Here is a 21,741-nt window from a genome sequence, read left to right as displayed (position 1 = left end):
AGGCATGGACGCTCGCACTGCCTGGGGGATGGCGCGGCTGGCACGGCACCCCGAGGAACAGGTTTACGCGATGCGACTCCTGAACGATGAGGAGAACGCCGGCTGATCTCCGTGCGAGGGCCCGTCGCCGATGCCTCACACCGCGCTGCAGGGCCGTGCAAAAGGGCTGGCCTGCCCCCGCCATCTTCCCCTGGTGCGCGCCCTGTTGAGTGTCAGTGGACGTTCCTATCGTGGAGGAATGGCTAACGGGGTGTGGCACACCGGATATGGCATAGAGATCAATCTGTCGTTACCCGATCTTGGGCATCCGGGCCGTCCGGAGCTGCTCGGCGAGATCACCGCGAGCATCACCGACCGCGACCCGCAACTGCTGGAATGCCTGGCGCACCACGAGGGGCGGGAGTGCCAGTCGGAGGCAGGGGGAAAGTCTCCGTGGATGTTCATCCGCCGAGGCCGGGTGGGTGGCCGAAGGCCCTTGGTTGCCTCTCACCTACCGGTCACACACAAGCCGACCCCGGCGGAGAGCGCACAGCACAAGGCCACGAAGGAACGGGTCGTCGAGACCGCCGCGCGGTATGGGCTGGACTCCGAGGCTGAGGTCCCCGTAGCCAACCGGCGGAGCGTCACCGACGCCGTCGTCACCGGACCCAGCGGTATACGGATCGGCTGGGAGATCCAGTACCACCACGTCAGCCCCAGCAGCGTGCACCGGCGCTCGGTCAATGCTGTGGAGCACGGCATCACGCCCTTGTGGGTAGCGAAGGACCGGACGGCGTCCCTTATCGACCGAGCCCCGTGGGCACGCGTCGACGACATGCCGTGGAAGGACATCGCTGACGGCAAGGAGATGGTGATCCGCGGCGGGTACCGCCACCTGGAGGTCTGGAAGTGCGTGCCGAGCAGCGACCGCCATTGCCTCGTCAGCGAGGGTGCTGGTCACTGTGGCGCGATTCACGCCGACTGGTTCGTGCCCGCGCTGTGCGTGCCTGAGAAGAAGCCGGTCTACATCGAAGATCTGGTCTTGCAGAGCGCCACGGGGGAGAGCGTCCCGGCCTGTGTGCCCAGCCGCGGCAACGGCCGGGCTGGTCGGCACATGTGGGTGTCGGCGGGCGACCGCATGCTGTGGGAGGAGATCGTCGGTGAACGGACCCCTCTACCCCGAGCCTCTGCCGAAGAGGACGACGACGTGATCACCTTCGCCGAGCAGGAGATCGACCGCACCTGCCGGGCAGGAGAAGAAGGCTGGTTCGTCAGCGACGCCCGGCCCATCCGTGACCTCGGCCAGCCGACTGGTGGCCTCACTCTTCCCCGCATGCCCGAGCAGGGCTCTCGTGATCCGATGCGGATCACCCCAGTCGAGCGGGCCGCCGCCTCCGCCGCGCTGGGATGCCCGACGTGGGAGCTGGGGCCGTGCGCCGGGTGCGGTCAGCTGATGCGCAGGTACGGGCGGTACGCAGCGATGTACTGCCGCGTGTGCCGGGCCGTCCTCAACGGGCGGTAACCGGTAACTGCAACCAAAACTGCAACCACGGAACGACGAAGGCTCCGACCGAGATCCGGTCGGAGCCTTCGTTTGCCCAGGTGGGCGGCTGCGGAGGATACGAGATTCGAACTCGTGAGGGGTTGCCCCCAACACGCTTTCCAAGCGTGCGCCCTAGGCCTCTAGGCGAATCCTCCGCCGGAAACATTACATGACCGAGAGGAGTGCTCGCGAACTCGTTCCCGGCCCGGGGGATGAGGTAGCCTCTGCGTAGCCCCTCACGCGGCGCTATCTGACTGAACTCCCCCAGGGCCGGAAGGCAGCAAGGGTAGGTTGGCTCTGGCGGGTGCGTGGGGGGCGCTTGCGTTCCCCGGCGGGCCGGTCCGGTTGTCGGTGCGCGCCTATAACCTCGTAGACGTGTCGTCTCTCGCGCTGTACCGCCGCTACCGACCCGAGTCCTTCGCCGAGGTCATCGGGCAGGAGCATGTCACCGACCCGCTGCAGCAGGCGCTGCGGAACAACCGGGTCAATCACGCGTACCTGTTCAGCGGACCCCGCGGCTGCGGCAAGACGACCAGTGCGCGGATCCTCGCGCGATGCCTGAACTGCGAGCAGGGACCCACCCCCACCCCGTGCGGCACCTGCCAGTCCTGCCGCGACCTCGCGCGCAACGGGCCCGGTTCGATCGACGTCATCGAGATCGACGCCGCGTCCCACGGCGGTGTGGACGACGCCCGTGACCTGCGGGAGAAGGCGTTCTTCGGGCCCGCGTCCAGCCGGTACAAGATCTACATCATCGACGAGGCCCACATGGTCACGTCGGCCGGCTTCAACGCGCTGCTCAAGGTCGTCGAGGAGCCCCCGGAGCATCTGAAGTTCATCTTCGCGACCACCGAGCCCGAGAAGGTCATCGGGACGATCCGGTCGCGTACGCACCACTACCCGTTCCGGCTGGTGCCGCCCGGCACGCTCCGCGAGTACCTCGGCGAGGTGTGCGAGAAGGAGGGCATCGCCGTCGAGGAGGGCGTGCTGCCGCTGGTGGTGCGGGCCGGCGCCGGTTCCGTGCGTGACTCCATGTCCGTCATGGACCAGCTGCTCGCCGGCGCCGGGGCGGAGGGTGTGACGTACGCCATGGCCACCTCCCTGCTCGGCTACACGGACGGCTCGCTGCTCGACTCCGTCGTCGAGGCCTTCGCCACCGGTGACGGCGCCGCCGCCTTCGAGGTCGTCGACCGGGTGATCGAGGGCGGCAACGACCCGCGCCGTTTCGTCGCCGACCTGCTGGAGCGGCTGCGCGACCTCGTCATCCTCGCCGCCGTTCCCGACGCCGCGGACAAGGGCCTCATCGACGCCCCCGCCGACGTCCTCGAGCGCATGCAGGCGCAGGCCGGCACGTTCGGGCCCGCCGAGCTCGGCCGCGCCGCCGACATCGTCAACGAGGGCCTCACCGAGATGCGCGGCGCCACCTCGCCCCGGCTCCAGCTGGAGCTGATCTGCGCGCGCGTGCTGCTGCCCGCCGCGTACGGTGACGAGCGCTCGCTGATGGCCCGGCTCGACCGCATCGAGCGCGGGGTGCAGTTCTCCGCGGGCGGTGCCGCCGCCGGCGTGCCCCCCATGGGGTACGTCCCCGGTCCGGAGGCCCACCAGGGGGCGGCCGCTCCGGCTCCGCACGACGTCGTCGAGCCCGGCGGCGGCCCCGCCGCGGCCCGCGCCGCCGTACGGGCACAGGGTCAGCCGACGCCCCCGTCCCCCCCGGCTCCGGCTCCTCCGGCCCGGACGCAGCCCCAGCCTCAGGCGCAGGCTCCCGCGCCGACCCCGCCCCCCGCCGCCCCTCAGGCGCCCCCGGCCTCCGCACCGGCGCCCGCTCCGTCGGCGTCCGCCACCCCCGCCCCCGGCGCCTGGCCCACCTCCGCCCCCGCGGGCGGCGGCGGCGCGGGCCGGCGGCCAGGCGGCTGGCCCACGGCCGCCTCCGCGGGCGGCGGCGCGAGCAGGCCCCAGGCGCCGCAGCCCACCCCTGCGGCGGCCCCCGCGGCCCCGTCCGCGCCCTCGGCGCCCGCCACGCCCTCCGGCGGCGGAGGCGGCGGCCTCGACCCCCGCATGCTCTGGCCGAACATCCTGGAGACGGTCAAGAACCGCCGCCGCTTCACCTGGATCCTGCTCAGCCAGAACGCCCAGGTGACCGGCTTCGACGGCACGACGCTCCAGCTCGGTTTCGTGAACGCGGGCGCCCGCGACAACTTCCTCAGCAGCGGCAGTGAGGACGTGCTGCGGCAGGCGCTGACCGAGCAGTTCAACGTGCAGTGGAAGATCGAGGCGGTCGTCGACCCGTCCGGCGGTGGCGCCCCGGCCCCGTCCGGTCCCGCGGGCGGCCCGTCCGGCGGCCGCAGCGGTGCCGGTGGCTACGGAGCACCGAGCGGCGGTGGTTACGGAGCGGCGAGCGGCGGCGGCCCCGGCGACGCCCGACGCCCCGCCACCCCGCAGGCGTCGGCCCCGGCGTCTCCGCCCCCCGCGTCCTCGGCGCCCGCCCCGGCGGCTCCCTCCCGGCCTGCCGCCCCGGAGCCGCCCCCTCCGATCTCGCCCGAGGACGACATCCCGGAGGACGACGACCCCGACCTCGACGAGTCCGCCCTCTCCGGGAAGGAGCTCCTCGTCCGCGAGCTGGGCGCGACGGTCGTCGAGGAGATCACGAACGAGTAGTACGGGAAGTACGAGGAGCACGAGCAGTACGGGAAGCACGACGGGCCGGGCACAGCCGTCCGGCTCCGGTCCCGGCGTCGCCCTGGCCGGCGCGTTCGGAGGAACACACAACAGCACGCTCCCCGCCCGTTCGGAAGCCCGCACAAAGAGCGTCCGCCGGCTGCCGTTAGGCTGACCCCCGTGAAGGTCCTCGTCATCGGCAGCGGCGCCCGCGAACACGCCCTGTGCCACTCCCTGTCCCTCGACCCCGATGTCACCGCGCTGCACTGCGCGCCCGGCAACGCCGGCATCACCGAGGTCGCCGAGCTGCACCAGGTCGACGCCCTCGACGGCGCCGCCGTGTCCGCGCTGGCCGTGCGGCTGGGCGCGGACCTCGTGGTGGTCGGCCCCGAGGCGCCCCTGGTCGCCGGGGTCGCCGACGCCGTGCGCGAGGCGGGCATCCCCGTCTTCGGCCCCTCCAAGGAGGCCGCGCGGCTCGAGGGCTCCAAGGCCTTCGCGAAGGACGTGATGGCGGCGGCCGGCGTGCCCACCGCCCGCTCCTACGTCTGCACCACCCCGGACGAGGCCGACGAGGCTTTCAAGGCCTTCGGCGCCCCGTACGTCGTGAAGGACGACGGGCTCGCGGCCGGCAAGGGCGTCGTCGTGACCGACGACCTGGAGGCGGCCCGCGCGCATGCCGCCGCCTGTCTGGGGGCATCTCCCGCGCCGTCCGGGCAGCGGGGGAGCGTCGTCGTCGAGGAGTTCCTCGACGGCCCCGAGGTCTCCCTGTTCGCGATCACCGACGGCGAGACGGTCGTTCCCCTCCAGCCCGCGCAGGACTTCAAGCGCGCGCTGGACGGCGACGAGGGCCCGAACACCGGCGGCATGGGGGCGTACTCCCCGTTGCCCTGGGCCGACCCCAAGCTGGTCGACGAGGTCGTCCAGACCGTGCTGCAGCCGACCGTGGACGAGATGCGCCGTCGCGGCACGCCGTTCTCCGGTCTGCTCTACGCCGGCCTGGCGATCACCTCGCGCGGTGTGCGCGTGATCGAGTTCAACGCCCGGTTCGGCGACCCCGAGACCCAGGTGGTCCTGGCCCGGTTGAAGACCCCGCTGGCCGGGCTGCTGATGGCCGCCGCCACCGGCAACCTCGCCCACCTGGAGCCGGTCCGCTGGAGCGACGAGGCCGCGGTCACCGTGGTCGTCGCCTCGCACAACTACCCCGGCACCCCGCGTACCGGCGACCCGGTCACCGGCCTCGACGAGGTCGCCGCCCAGGACGCCCCGCACGCGTACGTCCTGCATGCCGGGACCCGGCTAGAGGGCGACACGGTCGTCAGCGCGGGCGGGCGCGTGCTGTCCGTGACGGCGACCGGCAAGGACCTCACCGAGGCCCGCGACCGCGCCTACCGTGCCGTGTCCCGTGTCCGCCTCGACGGCTCCCAGCACCGCACCGACATCGCGCGGAAGGCGGCGCGGGGCGAGTAACCGACGCGCACGACGCCCAGGTCACCACAGGCTCCGGATCCCTCCAGGATCCGGGGCCTGACCCTTGCCGTCCGTCGACCACCTCTCCCCAAAGCCATTCCATCGAGTGAGCGATGTGCCATCCGGCTGACGGGGGCCGGGGCCCCAACTAGGGTGCCGCGCAAGCGCTCCGGCACTTGGCCCACCGGCATTGCGATGTCGGTGGCGGGTGCCACAGTGGGGGCATGGGCAAGCCAGGGACCGTGTCAGGCGCCGGGAGGGGGTGAGGGCGGGCCATGAGCATGAGCGGTGCGGGAAGGGAACAGGGTGCTCCGGGCGCCAGAGCCCGTGCGCTGGCCGTCCTGCGCGTCCGCAGCCGGGCGCTGGCCGTCGCGCTGCTGCCCGCCGCCGCCGCGGTGATCCTCCTGGTCGGCGGGTCCACCGGCCATCTGACCGGCCCCGGCTGGGACCTGGCCCGCCGGGTCGTCACGCCCCTCGCCGTGCTGGTGCTGCTGCTCGCCGCCGGTGTCGCCCTGGTCGTCGCCCGCGCCCGGCCCGCCGTCACCCCCACCGTGCCGATCGCCGAGGAGTCGGCGCCCGACCTGTACCGGATGGTGCGGGACCTCGCCGACCGCCTCGGCGTCCCCGCGCCGTCCGCGATAGCGCTCACCCCGGACTGCGACAGCTGGCTGGAGGACCGTACGCATCCGGCGCACGCGCCCCCGCCGCCCGAGGAGCACGACGACGTGGCCCACGCGGGCCGGCCGTCCCGCCGCGCGCCCGCCGCGCCCGTGCTGGTCATCGGCTCGCCGTTCCTGTGGTGGATGCGGGTGGCCGAGCTGCGCGCCCTGCTCGCCCCGGTCGTCGCCGGCACGGGACCGTCGGCGCACCCGGACATAGCCGCCGCCCGGCGCTTCGTCCGGGGCCTGGACGCCGCGGTCGCCGTCACGTCGGCGCCGGACCGCGGGCCGGTCTCCCGCGCGGTGCTCGCCGGGGTCGGCCGGGTGGCCCGCCTGCTGCTGCACGGCAGCCGGGTGCACGCCGCCGAGATGGAGCGTGGGGTCGCCGCCGCCGCCGCCGAGCGCGCCAAGGCCGTGGACTACGGGCTGCGGATCGTCGCCCAGGAGCAGGTCGGCCTCGCCTACGCGGGCTGGGACCGGCTGCTGACCCGGGTGGCGCTGCCCGCCTGGCGGATGGGCCGCTGGCCCGCCCGGCTCAACGCGGGCGTGGTCGCCGCCCTGACCGAGCTGTCCCGCCGGGACCGGCTGGCCGAGGGGTTCGCCTCCCGGCTCGGGGAGCGCCCCGCCTGCGACCTGCTGGAGGAGCCCGGCGCGGTCGACGAGGCCACCTCCCTGCTCGCCGCCCGCCTTTTCCACGGCGGCCCGGCGGAGACCGGCCCCGACTGGTCGCCGGTCCACTGGGGCGACTATCCGGAGGAGGTCGTCGACCGCAAGTGGCGCGCCGACGCCGCCCGCCTGCACCGGATACTCGACGCCCTGCGCGTGCCGCCCGCGGACGAGGAGACCCGGGTCGCCGACGGCCCCACCCTCGCCCGTGTCCTGACCCATCTGACCACCGCGCCCGACCTGCCCCCGGCGCCCGTCCCGGCCGTCGCCCCGGACGAGGACGACCTCGGCGGCGGCACCGCCCGCAGCGCCGCCCTCGCCGCGCGCCTCACGGCCGAACTGGCCCGCGAGGAGTCCGCCGCGGCCGCCGTCCCCGCCGGTCCCCAGGGCACCGCGGCGTCCGATCCCGACCCCCTCCGCGACGACCGCGCGCTGCCCCTCTTCCCCCTGCAGCCGCCCCGCACCGGACGGGAGCTGCTCGCCGACCACATCACCGCGATGGTCTGCTGTGCGGCGATGGACACCGTGGGCGCCGTCCCGGGTCTCGACTGGCTCGACGGACCCACCCTCCTCGTCGGCGGCGCCCGTGCCACGGACCTCCCGCCCCAGGTGCTGACCCTCATCGAGGACGGCGACCCCGCGGGCCTCGGGAACTGGCTCACCCGGCAGGGCATACGCCCGGAGAAGCCCGTACGCCTCGCCTGAGCCGCGCCCGGCCCACCCGCCGGAGCGCGTTCCTCCACTTCAACGCACGCACGACGAACGGTGACGACACCCGTGCGGAATGTGATGTGCTGGGGCCGTTCACGCTCAGGGGAGGGGGAACGGCATGCGACCGGAGCGGACCCGGCACGAAGCGACAGGGGCACCGGCACCCGACGGCGGCGACCCCTTCGCACCCGTCGCCTTCCCCTGGCCGGCCCCGTCGCCTCACGACGCCGACGGCCGCATCGAGGGCTTCGCCTCCCCTTCCGCCGTCGCCCCCGGCGACTCCGTCGACTTCCACGTCACCGTCGAACCGCCCCGCCCGTTCCGCGTCACGGTCCACCGCGTCGGCCACTACGACGGCCGGGGCGCCACCGAGATCACCACGAGCCCCCGCCTCCACGGCACGGCGCAGCTCCCACCGCTCACCGCCGGACGCACCGTCTCCTGCCACCACTGGTGGCTGTCCTGGCGGCTGCCGGTCCCGACGTACTGGAGCACCGGCGCGTACGTCGCCGTGCTGGCCACGGAGGACGGCCGGCACCGGGCGCACGTCCCGTTCACCGTGCGGGACGACCGCCCGGCGGACCTGCTGCTGGTGCTGCCGGACCTCACCTGGCAGGCGTACAACGCGTACCCGGCGGCGGACGGCCGCGCCGGCGCGAGGCTCGCCCCCGCCCACGAGGAGGACGAGGCGGACGACCCGGTCACCACCGTCACCTTCGACCGTCCCTACGCGGGCGACGGGCTCCCGCCGCACGCCGGGCACGCCTACGACGTGATCCGCTGGGCGGAGCGCTACGGCTTCGACCTCGCCCACGCCACCGCCCGCGACCTGCACGCGGGGCGCGTCGACCCGGCCCGCCACCGGGGGCTCGTCTTCCCCGGCCGGGACGAGTACTGGACGGCGGAGATGCGCACGGCCGTGGAGCGCGCCCGCGAGCACGGCACCTCGCTGGTGTTCCTCTCCGCTCGCACCCTGCACCGGCAGATCGAGCTGGCCCCTTCCCCGTCCGGCGCCGACGGCCTGCTGACCTGCGGCAGACGCCGGGGCCGGTCCGGGCCCGCGCTGTGGCGGGAGAACGACCGGGCCGAGCAGCTGCTGCTCGGCATCCAGTACGCGGGTCCCGTGCCGGGACCGCGCCCGCTGATCGTCCGCAACGCCGGCCACTGGCTCTGGGAGGGGACCGGCGCGCACGAGGGCGACGTCCTCGACGGCCTGGTCGCGGGCGGGGCCGACCGCTACTACCCGCGCACCCCGCTGCCCGCCCACGAGGAGCGGATCCTGCTCGCGCACTCCCCGTACGGCGACCGGCAGGGCGCCCGGCGCCATCAGGAGACGTCCCTGTACCGCGCGCCGTCAGGGGCGTGGGTGTTCGCCTCGGGCACGCTCGCCTGGTCGCCGGCGCTGGACCGGCCGGGGCACGCCGACCCGCGCATCCAGCGGGCCACCGCGAACCTGCTCGACCGCATCTGCAAACGCGACTGACGGGGTGCACGGGACCTTGCCCGTCGAACCCGGCCGCACCACCCCGACCGCCGTCCCGTCCGCACATACGGGAGAATCGACGTACCGTCCGGCCCCCTCCCGCCACCGCCCTCCGGGAGCTCACGCGGGAGCCGGGAGCGCTGCGGGCGTCCCTTCTGTTCAACCACGCGGAGGAACCGTGTCCGGATTCGTCGAAAAGCCCGAGCCGATCCAGGTTCCGGGCCTGGTGCATCTGCACACCGGCAAGGTGCGCGAGCTGTACCGGAACGAGGCGGGCGACCTCGTGATGGTCGCCAGCGACCGCATCTCCGCCTACGACTGGGTGCTGCCCACTGAGATCCCGGACAAGGGCCGGGTGCTCACCCAGCTCTCCGTGTGGTGGTTCGACCAGCTCGCCGATCTGCTCCCCAACCACGTCCTGAGCACCGACCTCCCCGAGGGCGCCCCCGCCGACTGGGCGGGCCGCACCCTGGTGTGCAAGTCGCTCAACATGGTCCCGGTGGAGTGCGTGGCCCGCGGCTACCTCACCGGCTCGGGCCTCGCCGAGTACAACGAGAGCCGGACGGTCTGCGGGCTCGCCCTGCCCCACGGTCTGGTCGACGGCTCCGAGCTGCCCGCCCCGATCTTCACCCCGGCCACCAAGGCCGCCGTCGGCGAGCACGACGAGAACGTCTCCTACGAGGAGGTCGCCCGCCAGGTCGGCGCGGAGACCGCCGCCCAGCTGCGCCAGGCCACCCTCGCCGCCTACTCCCGCGCCCGCGACATCGCCCGGGACCGGGGCATCATCCTCGCGGACACCAAGTTCGAGTTCGGGTACGACGGGGACAGCCTGGTCATCGCGGACGAGGTGCTCACCCCCGACTCGTCCCGCTTCTGGCCGGCCGACCAGTGGGAGCCGGGCCGCGCGCAGCCGTCGTACGACAAGCAGTTCGTCCGGGACTGGCTGACCTCGGCGGAGTCGGGCTGGGACCGCAGGAGCGAGCAGCCTCCGCCTGCGCTGCCGCAGCAGGTCGTGGACGCCACCCGGGCGAAGTACGTAGAGGCCTACGAGCGCCTGACAGGCATCCCCTGGAGCTGACGCCGGGGCCGGGGCCGGGGCGCACTCCCGGTCCCGGGGCCGCACGGTGGCACGCACGACGAAGGCCCCGGTCATCGACCGGGGCCTTCGTCCTCTGAGCGAACGACGAGGTTCGAACTCGCGACCTCAACCTTGGCAAGGTTGCGCTCTACCAACTGAGCTACGTTCGCCTGCTGCGCCGTGGCGCGAGCACCACTATACCCAACCGCGCTCGCGGGCGAGACGCACCGCGGTGTGGCGGTTCTCCGCGCCGAGCTTCGAGACGGCGGAGGAGAGATAGTTCCGCACGGTCCCCTGCGACAGCCGGGCCCGCTCCGCGATCTCCGCCACGGGCGCCCCGTCCGCCGCCAGCTCCAGCACCTCCGCCTCGCGCGCGGTCAGCGGCGAGTCGCCGGCGGCGATCGCGTCGGCGGCCAACTCGGGGTCGACGTAGCGGTTTCCCGCGTGCACCGTGCGGATGATCTCCGCGAGCCGCTGGGCGCTGACGGTCTTGGGGACGAACCCCCGCACCCCCGCCGCGAGCGCCCGCTTGAGATGGCCCGGGCGCCCGTGCCCGGTCACGATCAGCACCTGGCAGTCGGGCAGCTCCGCCCGCAGGGTTGTGGCGACCTTCACACCGTCCGCGCCGGGCATCTGGAGATCGAGGACGGCGACGTCCGGGACGTGCGCCCGCGCCATCGCCAGGGCCTCCGGGCCGGACGCGGCCTCGGCGACCACCAGCAGGTCGTCCTCCAGGGACAGCAGGGCGGCCAGCGCCCCGCGGATCAGATGCTCGTCGTCGGCGAGCAGCAGCCGCACCACACCGGTCACGAGACGACCTCCAGCGCGGGTCGCGCGGTGAGCGGGACCTCCGCGACGAGCCGGAACTCGCCGTCCCCGGCCTCCCCGGCGTCCAGCGTGCCGCCCACGGCGGACAGCCGCTCCCGCAGCCCGGCCAGCCCCGTTCCGCCCGTGCGGGACGACCCGTGCGGGGCGGTCGCCCCGTCGTTCCGCACCGTCAGCACCACACGCCCCTCCGGCCTCCGCACCGTGACGGTGCACTTCTTCGCGTCCCCGTGCCGCAGCACGTTGGTGGTCGCCTCCCGCACCACCCAGCCCAGCGCCGACTGCACCTCGGCGGGCAGCCCACCCGTTTCGCCGCCGACCTCGCAGTCGATCCCGGCCGCGCGCAGCACGCCACGGGCGCCGTGGAGCTCGGCCTCCAGGTCGGCCCGGCGGTAGCCGCGCACCACCTCGCGCACCTCCCGCTGGGACTCTTGGGCGATGCGCTGCACCTCGATCATCTGCTCGACCGCCTCGGGCCGTTCACGCCGGGCGAGCTGGACGGCCAGCTCGCTCTTGAGGGCGATCACGGCGAGGTTCCTGCCCATCACGTCGTGCAGGTCGCGTCCGAACCGCAGCCGCTCCTCGGCGACCGCGAGCCGGGTCCGCGTCTCCCGCGCCTCGTCGAGGGCGTAGACGGCGTTGAGCAGCCAGATGGAGAAGGCGGAGGTGGCGGCGAAGAAGCCGCTCGCGGCCGTCACGAACGCGGCCGTGGCCAGCGCGGCCAGTCCGGGCATGCCGACCGCCCAGGCCACCAGGCCCGCGCCCGTCCCGAACCCGAGGACGAGCCAGACGACGCGCCGCCGGTCCTTCAGGCCGAGTGCCGTCAGACCCACTCCGTAGCAGAGTGTGGCGCCGAAGACGGAGCCCAGGACGGTGCCGGTGTCCTCCGCGGCCCCGCCGGGTCCGTGCCGGCCGAGGGCGACGGCCGCGACCGCGACCACGGCGGTCGCGGCGCCGAGCGCCCACAGCAGCCGCAGTGGCTGGGGACGCCGGCCGACCGTCCAGTCCAGGGCGCGGGAGGCGGTCACCATGGCCAGCGCGACGTGCGCCGTGACCGGCGCCATCACGAGCAGCGCGAACCGCGCCTCCATGTGCCCGAAGGCCGTCACCCCGACCACCGTCGGCTCGGACAGCGCGATGAAGTGGAACGACCACCGCGTGTACGTCTCGACCTTCGCGGGTGTGCTCTTGCGCCCCCACCAGCTGCCCGGGCCCGCCATCCGCCGCTCCTGTTCCCGCCGATCTCCGACGCCGCACCGGTCACAGCCGTGCGGGCGTCCTTCGCCCCTGGTCAGCGCCTCAGCGCCGCGGCTCCCAGCGGAACCGCCGCCGTACAGCAAACACCGCCACCGCGGTCCAGGCCAGCGCCACCGCGAGCGCACCGAGGGCGTCCCCGGCCGAGAGGCCGCCGGTCCAGCCGCCGCGCACCAGGGTGACGACCGGGGTCAGCGGCAGCAGCTCGCAGACGGACGCCAGACGGTCCGGGAACAGCTCCAGCGGGACGAACATTCCGGAGCCCAGCATCGAGGCGAACATCAGCGGCATGGGCGTGACCTGGGCGCTCTCGCCGGTCCGGGTCCAGCTCGCGGTGGCGGCGGCGAGCGCCGCGCTCATCACGAGACCCAGCAGAAGGCCGAGCACGGCCAGGTGCGGCGCGGAGGGCGCGGACAGGTCGAGCAGCACCGCGCAGCCCGCGATCAGCAGCAAGCACTGCAGCAGCCCGGTGAGGACGGCGGGAAGCGCGGCCCCGGAGAGGATCTCCGCGTCCCGCAGCTCGCCCGTGCGCAGCCGCTTCAGCACCAGCTCCTCGCGCCGGACGACGTAGACGCCGACGAGGGTGGAGTACACGGCGAAGAGCAGCGAGAAGCCGACGGCGGCGGGCAGGACGAGCTCACCGGGGGTGAGCCCGGCCTTCGCTAGGTCCATCTCCTCGGCGGCGGAGCGCACGCTGAGCGGCAGGACCAGCGGCACGAAGAGCCCGGCGACCAGGGCGCCCTTGTTGCGTCCCAGCAGTGTCAGTTCGGCCCGGGCCAGGGAGGCCATCCGGCCGGCCGGGGTGGTGGTGGCGATGCTCATGCCGCGTACTCCTCCGTGGTCACGCCGTTGCCCGCCGGGGCCGATGCGTCCTTGGCAATGGTGAGGAAGGCCTCTTCCAGGGAGGCCGAGCGCACGTCGAGCCGGCCCAGCTCCACGCCCGCGTCCCGCGCCCACAGCAGCAGCTCGGTGGCCGAGCGCTGCAGGTCGCGGGTGCCCAGCCGGACGGTGCGGCCGTCCACGGTGTGGTCGCCCACGCCCATCGGGCCGAGCGGCGGGAGGTCGCCCAGGTGGTAGCCGTCGGGCAGGTCGAAGGTGATCCGGGACGGCTCGTTCGCGGTGACCTCGGCCGGGGTGCCGGTGACGGCGATCCGGCCCTCGTGCATGATCGCGAGCCGGTCGGCGAGGTTCTCGGCCTCCTCCAGGTAGTGCGTGGTGAGCAGCACGGTGGTGCCGGAGTCGCGCAGGGCGCTCACCAACTCCCAGGTGTCGCGGCGGCCTTCGGCGTCGAGTCCGGTGGTCGGCTCGTCGAGGAACAGCACCTCGGGGTCGCCGAGCAGCGCGAGCGCCAGGTCCAGACGCCGCCGCTGTCCGCCGGACAGCTGCTTGACCCGGACGTCGGTCCTGGAGCCGAGGCCCACCATGGCCAGCACCTCCCGCTCGGGGCGTGCGCCGCTGACGGAGCCGGCCCACATGCGGGCGGTCTCGGCGACGGTCAGCTCGGAGGGGAAGCCACCCTCCTGGAGCATCACGCCGGTGCGGTGCCGTACGGCGGCCCGCTCGGTGTAGGGGTCGTGTCCGAGCACCCGGACCTGTCCGCCGGCCGGCGGGGCCAGTCCTTCGAGGAGTTCGACGGTGGAGGTCTTCCCGGCGCCGTTGGTGCCCAGCAGGGCGAAGATCTCCCCGCGCCGCACGGTGAAGTCGACCCCGCGCACCGCTTCGAACCCGCCCCCGTAGACGCGTCGCAGGCCTGTGACCTCGATCACGTGCTCAAGTCCGTTCGTTTCCATGACTCGAGCATCGCGGCGGACGGAGGAGCTCGGCAGTGCGCGGTGTCATCACCGGACATGACAAATGTCAGACCCGGCAGGCCTGTTGGACCGGACCACGAAAAGACCCCGGTCCGAGGGACCGGGGTCTTCTTCCCGAGCGGACGACGAGGCTCGAACTCGCGACCTCAACCTTGGCAAGGTTGCGCTCTACCAACTGAGCTACGTCCGCATTGCCTCCGACCGGCTCTCACCGATCGGCGCGGGCACCAGCTTACCTGATCCACAAGCGTGGTCGGAGAGGTGGTGCAGAGCGGGTGACAGGAATTGCACACTGCGCCTTCCCCCTGGAAGGGGGATGTTCTACTACTGAACTACACCCGCATGTCCTTGGACCGGGCCTTTCGGCCTCGCCCCTCGGCGTGCTCCAGACTTTAGCTGATCAGCAGGGGGGCTGCGCAAGTCGGTTGCCCGCAGCGCCCGGTGACCGCCCGTCGGCGGGGTCACCCGGCCGGGGCCGGCTCCGCACGCGGGTGCGGTTCCGGGCGCCGGGCCGGGTGCGGTTCAGCGGGCGGCGGCGAACGCCTCGTAGACCTTCTTGGGGATGCGGCCGCGGGCCGGGACGTCCATCCGGTGCGCCTGCGCCCAGGCGCGCACGGCCGCCGGGTCCGGGGCGACCTCGGTCTGCCGGTAGGCCTTGCCGGAGCGGGCGCGCTTGCGGCCGGCGTCCACGTAGGGCTCGAGCGCCTCGCGCAGTTTCCTGGCATTGGTTTCGTTCAGGTCGATCTCGTACGACGTGCCGTCGATCCCGAAGGCGATCGTTTCCGCCGCTTCCGAGCCGTCGATGTCGTCGAAGAGAGTGACCACGACCTTCTGCGCCACGAATATCGGTCCCTTCGTGCGGCACCTCTTCCGTCCGGCCGTCCGTGATGACGTGCCGGTACGGTCGCCGAGATGTCGGCTGTCCGCCTGTAATCGGGCAAAGTATCTGCTAATGACAATTCATTTGTACAGTGCCCGGCAATGCAATGGGAAGCCCGACTAAATCTGCCCGCGTGTCCGGGCGCAATAGCGATGTGCGAGAGATCGCGAATCTTTCCCGGATCTTTTCCGGCGCGTCTCCCGCCGATGCCGAATCGTGACGGCGCTCACGTAGTTTCCTACAACTCTACTCGCGTAGAAATTTTGTGCGGGTAGTCTGAAGGGACCTGCTCAGCACCACACACCGGGAGTGCCAGTGGCACGCGTCGTAGTCGACGTCATGCTCAAGCCGGAGATCCTCGACCCCCAGGGCCAGGCGGTGCAGCGCGCACTGCCGCGTCTGGGTTTCGAAGGGATCTCGGACGTCCGTCAGGGAAAGCGATTCGAACTGGAAGTTGACGGGCCGGTCGACGAGGCCGCGCTCGCCCGTATCCACGATCTTGCGGAATCCTTCCTCGCCAACACCGTGATCGAGGACTTCACCGTCCGGGTCGAGGAAGTCGCGGAGGCGGCCAAGTGACCGCTCGTATTGGCGTCGTCACTTTCCCGGGCAGCCTCGACGACCGGGACACCCAGCGCGCGATCCGCGTCGCCGGCGCCGAACCCGTCGCCCTCTGGCACAAGGACAAGGACCTCAAGCAGGTCGACGCCGTGGTGCTCTGCGGCGGTTTCAGTTACGGCGACTATCTGCGTGCCGGCGCCATCGCGCGCTTCTCGCCGGTCATGGACACCGTCATCGACCAGGCCAAGGCCGGTCTTCCGGTGCTCGGCATCTGCAACGGCTTCCAGATCCTCACCGAGGCGCACCTGCTCCCCGGCGGCATGCTGGGCAACGACCACCTGCACTTCATCTGCCGCGACCAGAAGCTGCGGGTGGAGAACGCGGACACCGCCTGGACCACGGACTACGAGGCCGGCCAGGAGATCCACATCCCGCTGAAGAACATGGACGGCCGCTACGTCGCCGATCGGCGGACGCTGGACGAGCTGGAGGCCGAGGGCCGCGTCGCCTTCCGCTACCTCGACTTCAACCCGAACGGCTCGCTCAACGACATCGCCGGCATCACCAACGCCGCCGGGAACGTCGTCGGCCTGATGCCGCACCCCGAGCACGCCGTCGAGCCGCTGATCGGTACGGGCCGTACCGACGGCCTGCCCTTCTTCACGTCGATCCTCAAGAAGCTGGTCAACGCATGAGCAAGACGCCCCTGGACACGGTCGACAACGCGGCCGCGACCCCCGACGTCGAGCTGCCCTGGGCCGAGCTGGGCCTGAAGAAGGACGAGTACGAGCGGGTCGTGGAGATCCTCGGCCGCCGCCCGACCGGCGCCGAGCTCGCCATGTACTCCGTGATGTGGTCCGAGCACTGCTCGTACAAGTCCTCCAAGGTGCACCTGCGCCAGTTCGGCGAGAAGGCCCCCGAGTCCGACGCCCTGCTCGTCGGTATCGGCGAGAACGCGGGCGTCGTGGACGTCGGCCAGGGCTACGCCGTCACCTTCAAGGTCGAGTCGCACAACCACCCCTCCTACGTCGAGCCCTACCAGGGCGCGGCCACGGGCGTCGGCGGCATCGTGCGCGACATCATCGCGATGGGCGCCCGCCCGGTGGCCGTGGTCGACCCGCTGCGCTTCGGCGCGGCCGACCACCCCGACACCAAGCGCGTGCTGCCCGGCGTGGTCGCCGGCATCGGCGGCTACGGCAACTGCCTGGGCCTGCCCAACATCGGCGGCGAGGTCGTCTTCGACGCCTGCTACCAGGGCAACCCGCTGGTCAACGCGGGCGCCATCGGCGTCATGCGGCACGAGGACATCCACCTGGCCAAGGCGTCCGGCGCGGGCAACAAGGTCATCCTCTACGGGGCCCGGACCGGCGGCGACGGCATCGGCGGCGCCTCGATCCTCGCCTCGGAGACCTTCGACGACGCCAAGCCGTCGAAGCGCCCCGCGGTGCAGGTCGGCGACCCCTTCCAGGAGAAGCTCCTCATCGAGTGCACCCTGGAGGCGTTCGCCGAGAAGCTGGTCGTCGGCATCCAGGACCTCGGCGCGGCCGGCCTGTCCTGCGCCACGTCCGAGCTGGCCTCCAACGGCTCCGGCGGTATGCGCGTCACCCTCGACGACGTGCCGCTGCGCGACTCCACGCTCTCGCCCGAGGAGATCCTCATGAGCGAGTCGCAGGAGCGCATGTGCGCGGTCGTGGAGCCCGACAAGGTCGACCGGTTCCTGGAGATCTGCGACAAGTGGGACGTCATCGCCACCGTCATCGGCGAGGTGACCGACGGCGACCGCCTGGAGATCTTCTGGCACGGCGAGAAGATCGTCGACGTCGACCCGCGCACGGTCGCCCACGAGGGCCCCACCTACGAGCGCCCCTACGCCCGCCCGTCCTGGCAGGACGAGCTCCAGGCGGACGACGCGAACAAGCTGCCGCGCCCGGCGACGGGCGAGGAGCTGAAGGACCAGGTCCTGAAGCTGGTCGCCTCGCCCAACCAGGCGTCCAAGCGGTGGATCACCCAGCAGTACGACCACTTCGTGCAGGGCAACACCGTCCTCGCCCAGCCCGAGGACTCCGGCATGATCCGTATCGACGAGGCGTCCGGCCTCGGCGTCGCGATCGCCACCGACGGCAACGGCCGGTACGCCAAGCTCGACCCCTACACGGGCGCGCAGCTGGCCCTCGCGGAGGCCTACCGCAACGTGGCGACGACCGGCGCCAAGCCGCTCGCCGTCTCCGACTGCCTGAACTTCGGCTCGCCGGAGGACCCGGCGGTCATGTGGCAGTTCGCGGAGGCCGTGCGCGGCCTGGCGGACGGCTGCAAGCAGCTCGGCACGCCGGTGACCGGCGGCAACGTCTCGCTCTACAACCAGACGGGCGAGGCGGCCATCCACCCGACGCCGGTGGTCGCCGTCCTCGGCGTCATCGACGACGTGGCCCGCCGCACCCCGGTCGCCTTCCAGGAGGAGGGCCAGCTGCTGTACCTCCTCGGCGACACGCGCGAGGAGTTCGGCGGCTCGGCCTGGTCCCAGGTCGTCCACGACCATCTCGGCGGCCTGCCCCCGAAGGTGGACCTGGAGCGTGAGCGGCTGCTCGGCGAGATCCTGATCTCCGCCTCCCGCGACGGCATGATCGACTCCGCGCACGACCTGTCGGACGGCGGTCTGATCCAGGCCGTGGTGGAGTCGGCGCTGCTCGGTGGCAAGGGCGCGCGTCTGGTCGTCCCGGACGGGCTGGACGCGTTCACCTTCCTGTTCTCCGAGTCGGCCGGCCGCGCGGTCGTCTCCGTACCGCGCTCGGAGGAGGTCCGCTTCAACGACATGTGCGGTGCGCGCGGCCTGCCGGCCACCCGCATCGGCGTCGTGGACGGCGACACGGTCGAGGTCCAGGGCGAGTTCTCCCTCCCTCTGACCGACCTGCGCGAGGCCCACGAGGGGACGATCCCGGCGCTGCTGGCCTGAGCCCCGGCACCCCTTTCACGCGAAGCCCCCGCCCTCTGCGGCGGGGGCTTCGTCATGTCCGGCCGCCGGGCCGGGTCCGGCTGTCCACAGGGCCGGTTGTCCACAGGGCCGGTTGTCGGTCCGGTTGTCCACAGGTGTGCACCGGCCCTTGCGTAGAATTACGTAGTTACGTAATCTCGACATCGTGGAACTGGAAGAGCGCATGACCGAGCTCGAGCGCCGCATCGCTGCGCTCGAAGCGGCCGACCGCACGGCTGCCCCCATGGGGGAGGGCGACTTCTGGGCTCTGGAGGGGCTCAAGGAGCAGCTCGCCGAGTTGAAGGCCGCCGACGGAGGCGTGCTGTTCACCGGCGCGGTGCGGTTGCCGACCGGCGAGCGGTACGACTGGCAGCACGGCGCGCTCACCTCGGACCTGCTCACCTACGAGTGGCCGGACGCCGCGGAGTCCTTCGCGGCCCTCGGCCACCCGGTCCGGCTCCGGCTGCTCCGCGAGATAACGGGCGGCCGCCGCACCGCCGCCGAGCTGGCGGAGCTGGACGACATCGGCACGACCGGGCAGATCTACCACCACCTGCGCCAGCTGACCGCCGCCGGCTGGCTGCACAGCACCGGCCGGGGCCGGCACGAGGTCCCGGCGGGCCGGGTGGTGCCGCTGCTGGTGGCACTGGCAGCGGCGCGGCCCTGACCGCACCGACGAGCACTGGGGGAAGCATGTCCGCACGCAAACTCGCCAAGACCGTCTACCGCGCGCTCCTGATCGCCTTCTTCGCGTTGGTGACCGCCCACGTGGCCCTGGACCTCGGCCATCCGGTGTGGTGGGACTTCCTGCCGCTGCTGCTCGCGTACGCCGTGCTGGTCGTCGCCAACCGGTGGGGCGGAGCCCCGGACAGCCCCCGGGCCGCCCGGCCGTCCGTCGAGGTCGAGCCCCCGGTCGCCGGCCGCTGGATCGCGCTGAACAGCCCGGCGGACCACACCCCGAGCCACCACACCCACGCCTACGGCCAGACCTTCGCCATCGACGTGGTCGCCGAGCCCGAGCCGGGCTCCCGTCCACCGTTCCGCGCGCTGTGGCCCGTGGCCCGGCGCAACGCCGACTTCCCCGCTCACGGCGCCCCGCTGCACGCGGTGGCCGACGCCACCGTCGTCCGGGCCACCGACACGGCCCGCGACCACCTCAGCCGCGGTTCGCTGCCCGCCCTCGCGTACCTGATGCTCCTCGAGGCGAACGTCCGCGACCTGCTCGGCGCCGGAAGAATCCTCGGCAACCACGTGGTCCTCGACCTCGGTGGCGGCGCCTACGCCCTCTACGCCCACCTCCGCCGAGGCTCCCTGACCGTCCGTGAGGGCGACCGCGTCCACGCCGGCCAGGTGCTCGCCCAGGTCGGCAACTCGGGCAACTCCACCGAGCCTCACCTGCACTTCCAGCTCATGGACGGCCCCGACCCGGACACCGCGCGCGGCATACCGTTCACCTGGCGCGGCATCGGTGTCCCCCGTAACAACGAGGTGTTCGAGGTCCCGGCCCGGTCTGTCGGCGCCCGCGCATAGGCTTCCGCCATGCCACCGGTCAGGAAACGCCCCCGCTCCTACGACCCCGCCAAGACCCGAGCCGCCGTCCTGGCCCAGTTCGGGCACGTGCGCACCGCGGTCGGCACCCTCACCCCGGAGCAGCTCGCCGCGCCGACCCGGCTCGGCGACTGGACCGTCCGGGAACTGGTCGCCCACATCGGCGTCGCGCTGCTGGCCGTCGACCGCCTGCTGGACGAGCCGGAGCCCGCGAAGCAGGACGCCCGGCTGACCGACTGGCCCGCCGCCATCGCAGCCGACGCCGGAGCCATCGCGGACACCGCGCACCGGCTCGCGGCCGGCCACGCCGATCTCGACGCCTACCTGGCGGACGCCGAGCGGCGCTTCACCGCCCGCCTCGACGCCCACCCGAGCGGCAGGCTGCTCCCGACCAGCGCGGGCGCCCTGCCCCTCACCGACTACGTGGTCACCCGCGCCGTGGAGCTGGTCGTCCACACCGACGACCTGAACGCCGCGCTCCCCGGCCTGGACGTCCCGTACGACCGGCAGGCGCTGGCCACCTGCGTCCGGCTGCTGGCCGACGCGCTCGCCGCGAAGGCGCCCGGCGGCTCCACGGAGGTGCGCGTCCCGCCGTTCGCGGTGGTGCAGTGCGTCGAGGGGCCCCGGCACACGCGCGGCACCCCGGCGAACGTGGTGGAGACCGACCCGCTCACGTGGATCCGGCTGGCCGGCGGGCGGCTCTCCTGGACGGACGCCGTGGCCTCCGCCGAGGTCGGCGCGAGCGGCGAGCGCGCCGACCTCGGGCCGTACCTGCCGCTGCTCGGCTGAGGGAGGGGCGCCGAGGGACGGGCGCCGACACCGGGAGGAACCGCTCGCTCCGCGCTTCCGTCGAAGCGGCATGGACCGACAGAAGCACACCTCGCGCAGGACCCTGGCGGCCGTCGCCGTGCTCGTCGTCCCGTTCGCCGCGGCCTGCGGCAGCGAGAAGGCGGGCGCCGGCAGCGGCGCCGCCGAGGCGGAGCGGCCGGTCACCGGCGTCCGCTGGACCGTCGACAGCGTCACCTCGGACGGCGCCACCCACCGCGCCCCCGACGGCGCCCACCTCACCCTCGGCGAGGACGGCCGCGCCACCGGCAGCTACGGCTGCAACCTCTTCGAGGCCCGCGTCCGCACCGACGGCGACCGGGTGCGCCTGACCGCCGCCGAGACCACCCTGCGAGCCTGCGACGACCGGATCATGGCGGGCGAGAGCGCCGTCGCCCGTGCCCTGGCCGCCGGAGAGCTGAAGGCGGACGTCGAAGGAGACCGCCTCACGCTGACCACCGCGTCCGGCGACACCGTGCGCCTCAGCGAGGCCCAGGACAGTCCGCTGCACGGCACCCGCTGGAACGTCACCACCCCGGACGGCGCCGGCCGCGCCCACCTCACGTTCGACCGGGAGCGCGGCGCGGTCTCCGGAAACCTGGGCTGCAACCAGGTCCGTGCGAAGGCCACCGTGCGCGACAGCCATATCACCCTCGGCGTCCCGTCCCTGACCCGAATGATGTGCGAAGACTCACTCATGGACGCCGAGAAGGCCTTGACGAAGCTCTTCAACGGCGCCGCCCGGTACGCGGTCGACGGCGACATCCTCACGCTGACCAGCGAGAACGGCACCGAGGTACGGGCCGTCGCGGCCCGCTGACCCACCCG

Annotated in this window: 18 protein-coding genes, 4 tRNA genes and 1 other RNA gene; 14 read left to right on the top strand and 9 right to left on the bottom strand. The window is 73.0% G+C overall.

Going from position 1 to position 21,741, the window contains the following annotated elements:
- The first annotated feature begins 238 nt into the window (after nt 1-238).
- Nucleotides 239-1,501 (top strand): hypothetical protein, encoded by a 1,263-nt coding sequence (locus MTR79_RS32455; RefSeq protein WP_244792830.1) that lies wholly within the window; start codon nt 239-241, stop codon nt 1,499-1,501.
- 91 nt (nt 1,502-1,592) lie between these two features.
- Here MTR79_RS32455 and MTR79_RS32450 read toward each other — a convergent pair.
- Nucleotides 1,593-1,677 (bottom strand) — tRNA-Ser (locus MTR79_RS32450).
- A 72-nt stretch (nt 1,678-1,749) separates the two neighbouring features.
- Here MTR79_RS32450 and ffs point away from each other — a divergent pair.
- From ffs to MTR79_RS32420, 6 genes are all read left to right on the top strand, one after another.
- Nucleotides 1,750-1,848: signal recognition particle sRNA small type (ffs, locus tag MTR79_RS32445), an RNA gene on the top strand.
- Nucleotides 1,849-1,897: 49 nt separating this feature from the next.
- Nucleotides 1,898-4,177 carry a DNA polymerase III subunit gamma and tau gene (locus MTR79_RS32440; protein WP_244792828.1) on the top strand — a complete coding sequence of 760 codons (2,280 nt, stop codon included), beginning with the start codon at nt 1,898-1,900 and terminating at the stop codon, nt 4,175-4,177.
- A 180-nt stretch (nt 4,178-4,357) separates the two neighbouring features.
- The gene (gene purD / locus MTR79_RS32435; protein WP_048460410.1) at nt 4,358-5,644 is read left to right on the top strand and encodes a phosphoribosylamine--glycine ligase; all 1,287 of its coding nucleotides are present in this window, start codon (nt 4,358-4,360) and stop codon (nt 5,642-5,644) included.
- A gap of 275 nt (nt 5,645-5,919) precedes the next feature.
- On the top strand, nt 5,920-7,674 hold the full coding sequence (locus MTR79_RS32430) for a hypothetical protein (RefSeq protein WP_189363693.1): 1,755 nt from the start codon (nt 5,920-5,922) through the stop codon (nt 7,672-7,674).
- A 124-nt stretch (nt 7,675-7,798) separates the two neighbouring features.
- Nucleotides 7,799-9,163 carry a N,N-dimethylformamidase beta subunit family domain-containing protein gene (locus MTR79_RS32425; protein WP_189363692.1) on the top strand — a complete coding sequence of 455 codons (1,365 nt, stop codon included), beginning with the start codon at nt 7,799-7,801 and terminating at the stop codon, nt 9,161-9,163.
- Nucleotides 9,164-9,341: 178 nt separating this feature from the next.
- The gene (locus MTR79_RS32420; protein ID WP_086704088.1) at nt 9,342-10,241 is read left to right on the top strand and encodes a phosphoribosylaminoimidazolesuccinocarboxamide synthase; all 900 of its coding nucleotides are present in this window, start codon (nt 9,342-9,344) and stop codon (nt 10,239-10,241) included.
- A 97-nt stretch (nt 10,242-10,338) separates the two neighbouring features.
- Here the strand turns inward: MTR79_RS32420 and MTR79_RS32415 are convergent.
- The 8 genes from MTR79_RS32415 to MTR79_RS32380 all read right to left on the bottom strand — a co-directional run bounded on the left by MTR79_RS32415 (nt 10,339) and on the right by MTR79_RS32380 (nt 14,971).
- Nucleotides 10,339-10,411 (bottom strand) — tRNA-Gly (locus MTR79_RS32415).
- A 25-nt stretch (nt 10,412-10,436) separates the two neighbouring features.
- The gene (locus MTR79_RS32410) at nt 10,437-11,051 is read right to left on the bottom strand and encodes a response regulator transcription factor (protein WP_102639502.1); all 615 of its coding nucleotides are present in this window, start codon (nt 11,049-11,051) and stop codon (nt 10,437-10,439) included.
- On the bottom strand, nt 11,048-12,286 hold the full coding sequence (locus MTR79_RS32405) for a sensor histidine kinase (RefSeq protein WP_244792826.1): 1,239 nt from the start codon (nt 12,284-12,286) through the stop codon (nt 11,048-11,050). Before MTR79_RS32405 ends, MTR79_RS32410 begins: the two co-directional genes overlap by 4 nt.
- Before the next feature lie 79 nt (nt 12,287-12,365).
- A complete protein-coding gene (locus MTR79_RS32400) occupies nt 12,366-13,142 on the bottom strand; it encodes an ABC transporter permease (protein ID WP_086704091.1) in 777 nt (258 codons plus the stop codon).
- Nucleotides 13,139-14,110 (bottom strand): ABC transporter ATP-binding protein, encoded by a 972-nt coding sequence (locus MTR79_RS32395; protein ID WP_199205993.1) that lies wholly within the window; start codon nt 14,108-14,110, stop codon nt 13,139-13,141. Before MTR79_RS32395 ends, MTR79_RS32400 begins: the two co-directional genes overlap by 4 nt.
- 138 nt (nt 14,111-14,248) lie before the next feature.
- A tRNA-Gly gene (locus MTR79_RS32390) sits at nt 14,249-14,321 on the bottom strand.
- A gap of 80 nt (nt 14,322-14,401) precedes the next feature.
- Nucleotides 14,402-14,473 (bottom strand) — tRNA-Gly (locus MTR79_RS32385).
- 180 nt (nt 14,474-14,653) lie between these two features.
- Entirely contained in the window at nt 14,654-14,971 is a 318-nt protein-coding gene (locus tag MTR79_RS32380; protein WP_048460404.1) for an Lsr2 family protein, read from the bottom strand.
- Nucleotides 14,972-15,326: 355 nt separating this feature from the next.
- On the opposite strand from MTR79_RS32380, the gene purS reads away from it, so the two are divergent.
- The 7 genes from purS to MTR79_RS32345 all read left to right on the top strand — a co-directional run bounded on the left by purS (nt 15,327) and on the right by MTR79_RS32345 (nt 21,733).
- Nucleotides 15,327-15,590: a phosphoribosylformylglycinamidine synthase subunit PurS gene (purS, locus tag MTR79_RS32375; RefSeq protein ID WP_006133353.1), complete on the top strand. Its 264-nt coding sequence runs from the start codon at nt 15,327-15,329 to the stop codon at nt 15,588-15,590.
- Nucleotides 15,587-16,267 (top strand): phosphoribosylformylglycinamidine synthase subunit PurQ, encoded by a 681-nt coding sequence (gene purQ, locus MTR79_RS32370; protein ID WP_244792824.1) that lies wholly within the window; start codon nt 15,587-15,589, stop codon nt 16,265-16,267. The genes purS and purQ overlap by 4 nt, the downstream gene beginning before the upstream one ends.
- Entirely contained in the window at nt 16,264-18,522 is a 2,259-nt protein-coding gene (gene purL, locus MTR79_RS32365) for a phosphoribosylformylglycinamidine synthase subunit PurL (protein WP_244792822.1), read from the top strand. Before purQ ends, purL begins: the two co-directional genes overlap by 4 nt.
- A gap of 202 nt (nt 18,523-18,724) precedes the next feature.
- Nucleotides 18,725-19,207, top strand: a complete 483-nt coding sequence (locus MTR79_RS32360) for a helix-turn-helix domain-containing protein (protein ID WP_086704095.1) — start codon at nt 18,725-18,727, stop codon at nt 19,205-19,207.
- Nucleotides 19,208-19,233: 26 nt separating this feature from the next.
- Nucleotides 19,234-20,070, top strand: a complete 837-nt coding sequence (locus MTR79_RS32355) for a M23 family metallopeptidase (RefSeq protein ID WP_244792820.1) — start codon at nt 19,234-19,236, stop codon at nt 20,068-20,070.
- A gap of 9 nt (nt 20,071-20,079) precedes the next feature.
- Complete coding sequence (locus MTR79_RS32350) at nt 20,080-20,877, top strand: maleylpyruvate isomerase family mycothiol-dependent enzyme (RefSeq protein ID WP_244792818.1); 798 nt, start codon at nt 20,080-20,082, stop codon at nt 20,875-20,877.
- A 70-nt stretch (nt 20,878-20,947) separates the two neighbouring features.
- Nucleotides 20,948-21,733 carry an META domain-containing protein gene (locus MTR79_RS32345; protein ID WP_244792816.1) on the top strand — a complete coding sequence of 262 codons (786 nt, stop codon included), beginning with the start codon at nt 20,948-20,950 and terminating at the stop codon, nt 21,731-21,733.
- The last annotated feature ends 8 nt before the right edge of the window (nt 21,734-21,741 follow it).

It is taken from the genome of Streptomyces sp. BJ20, assembly GCF_022869105.1.
Classification (GTDB): domain Bacteria; phylum Actinomycetota; class Actinomycetes; order Streptomycetales; family Streptomycetaceae; genus Streptomyces; species Streptomyces griseoincarnatus.
This window is presented reverse-complemented; position numbering and strand designations above follow the sequence as displayed.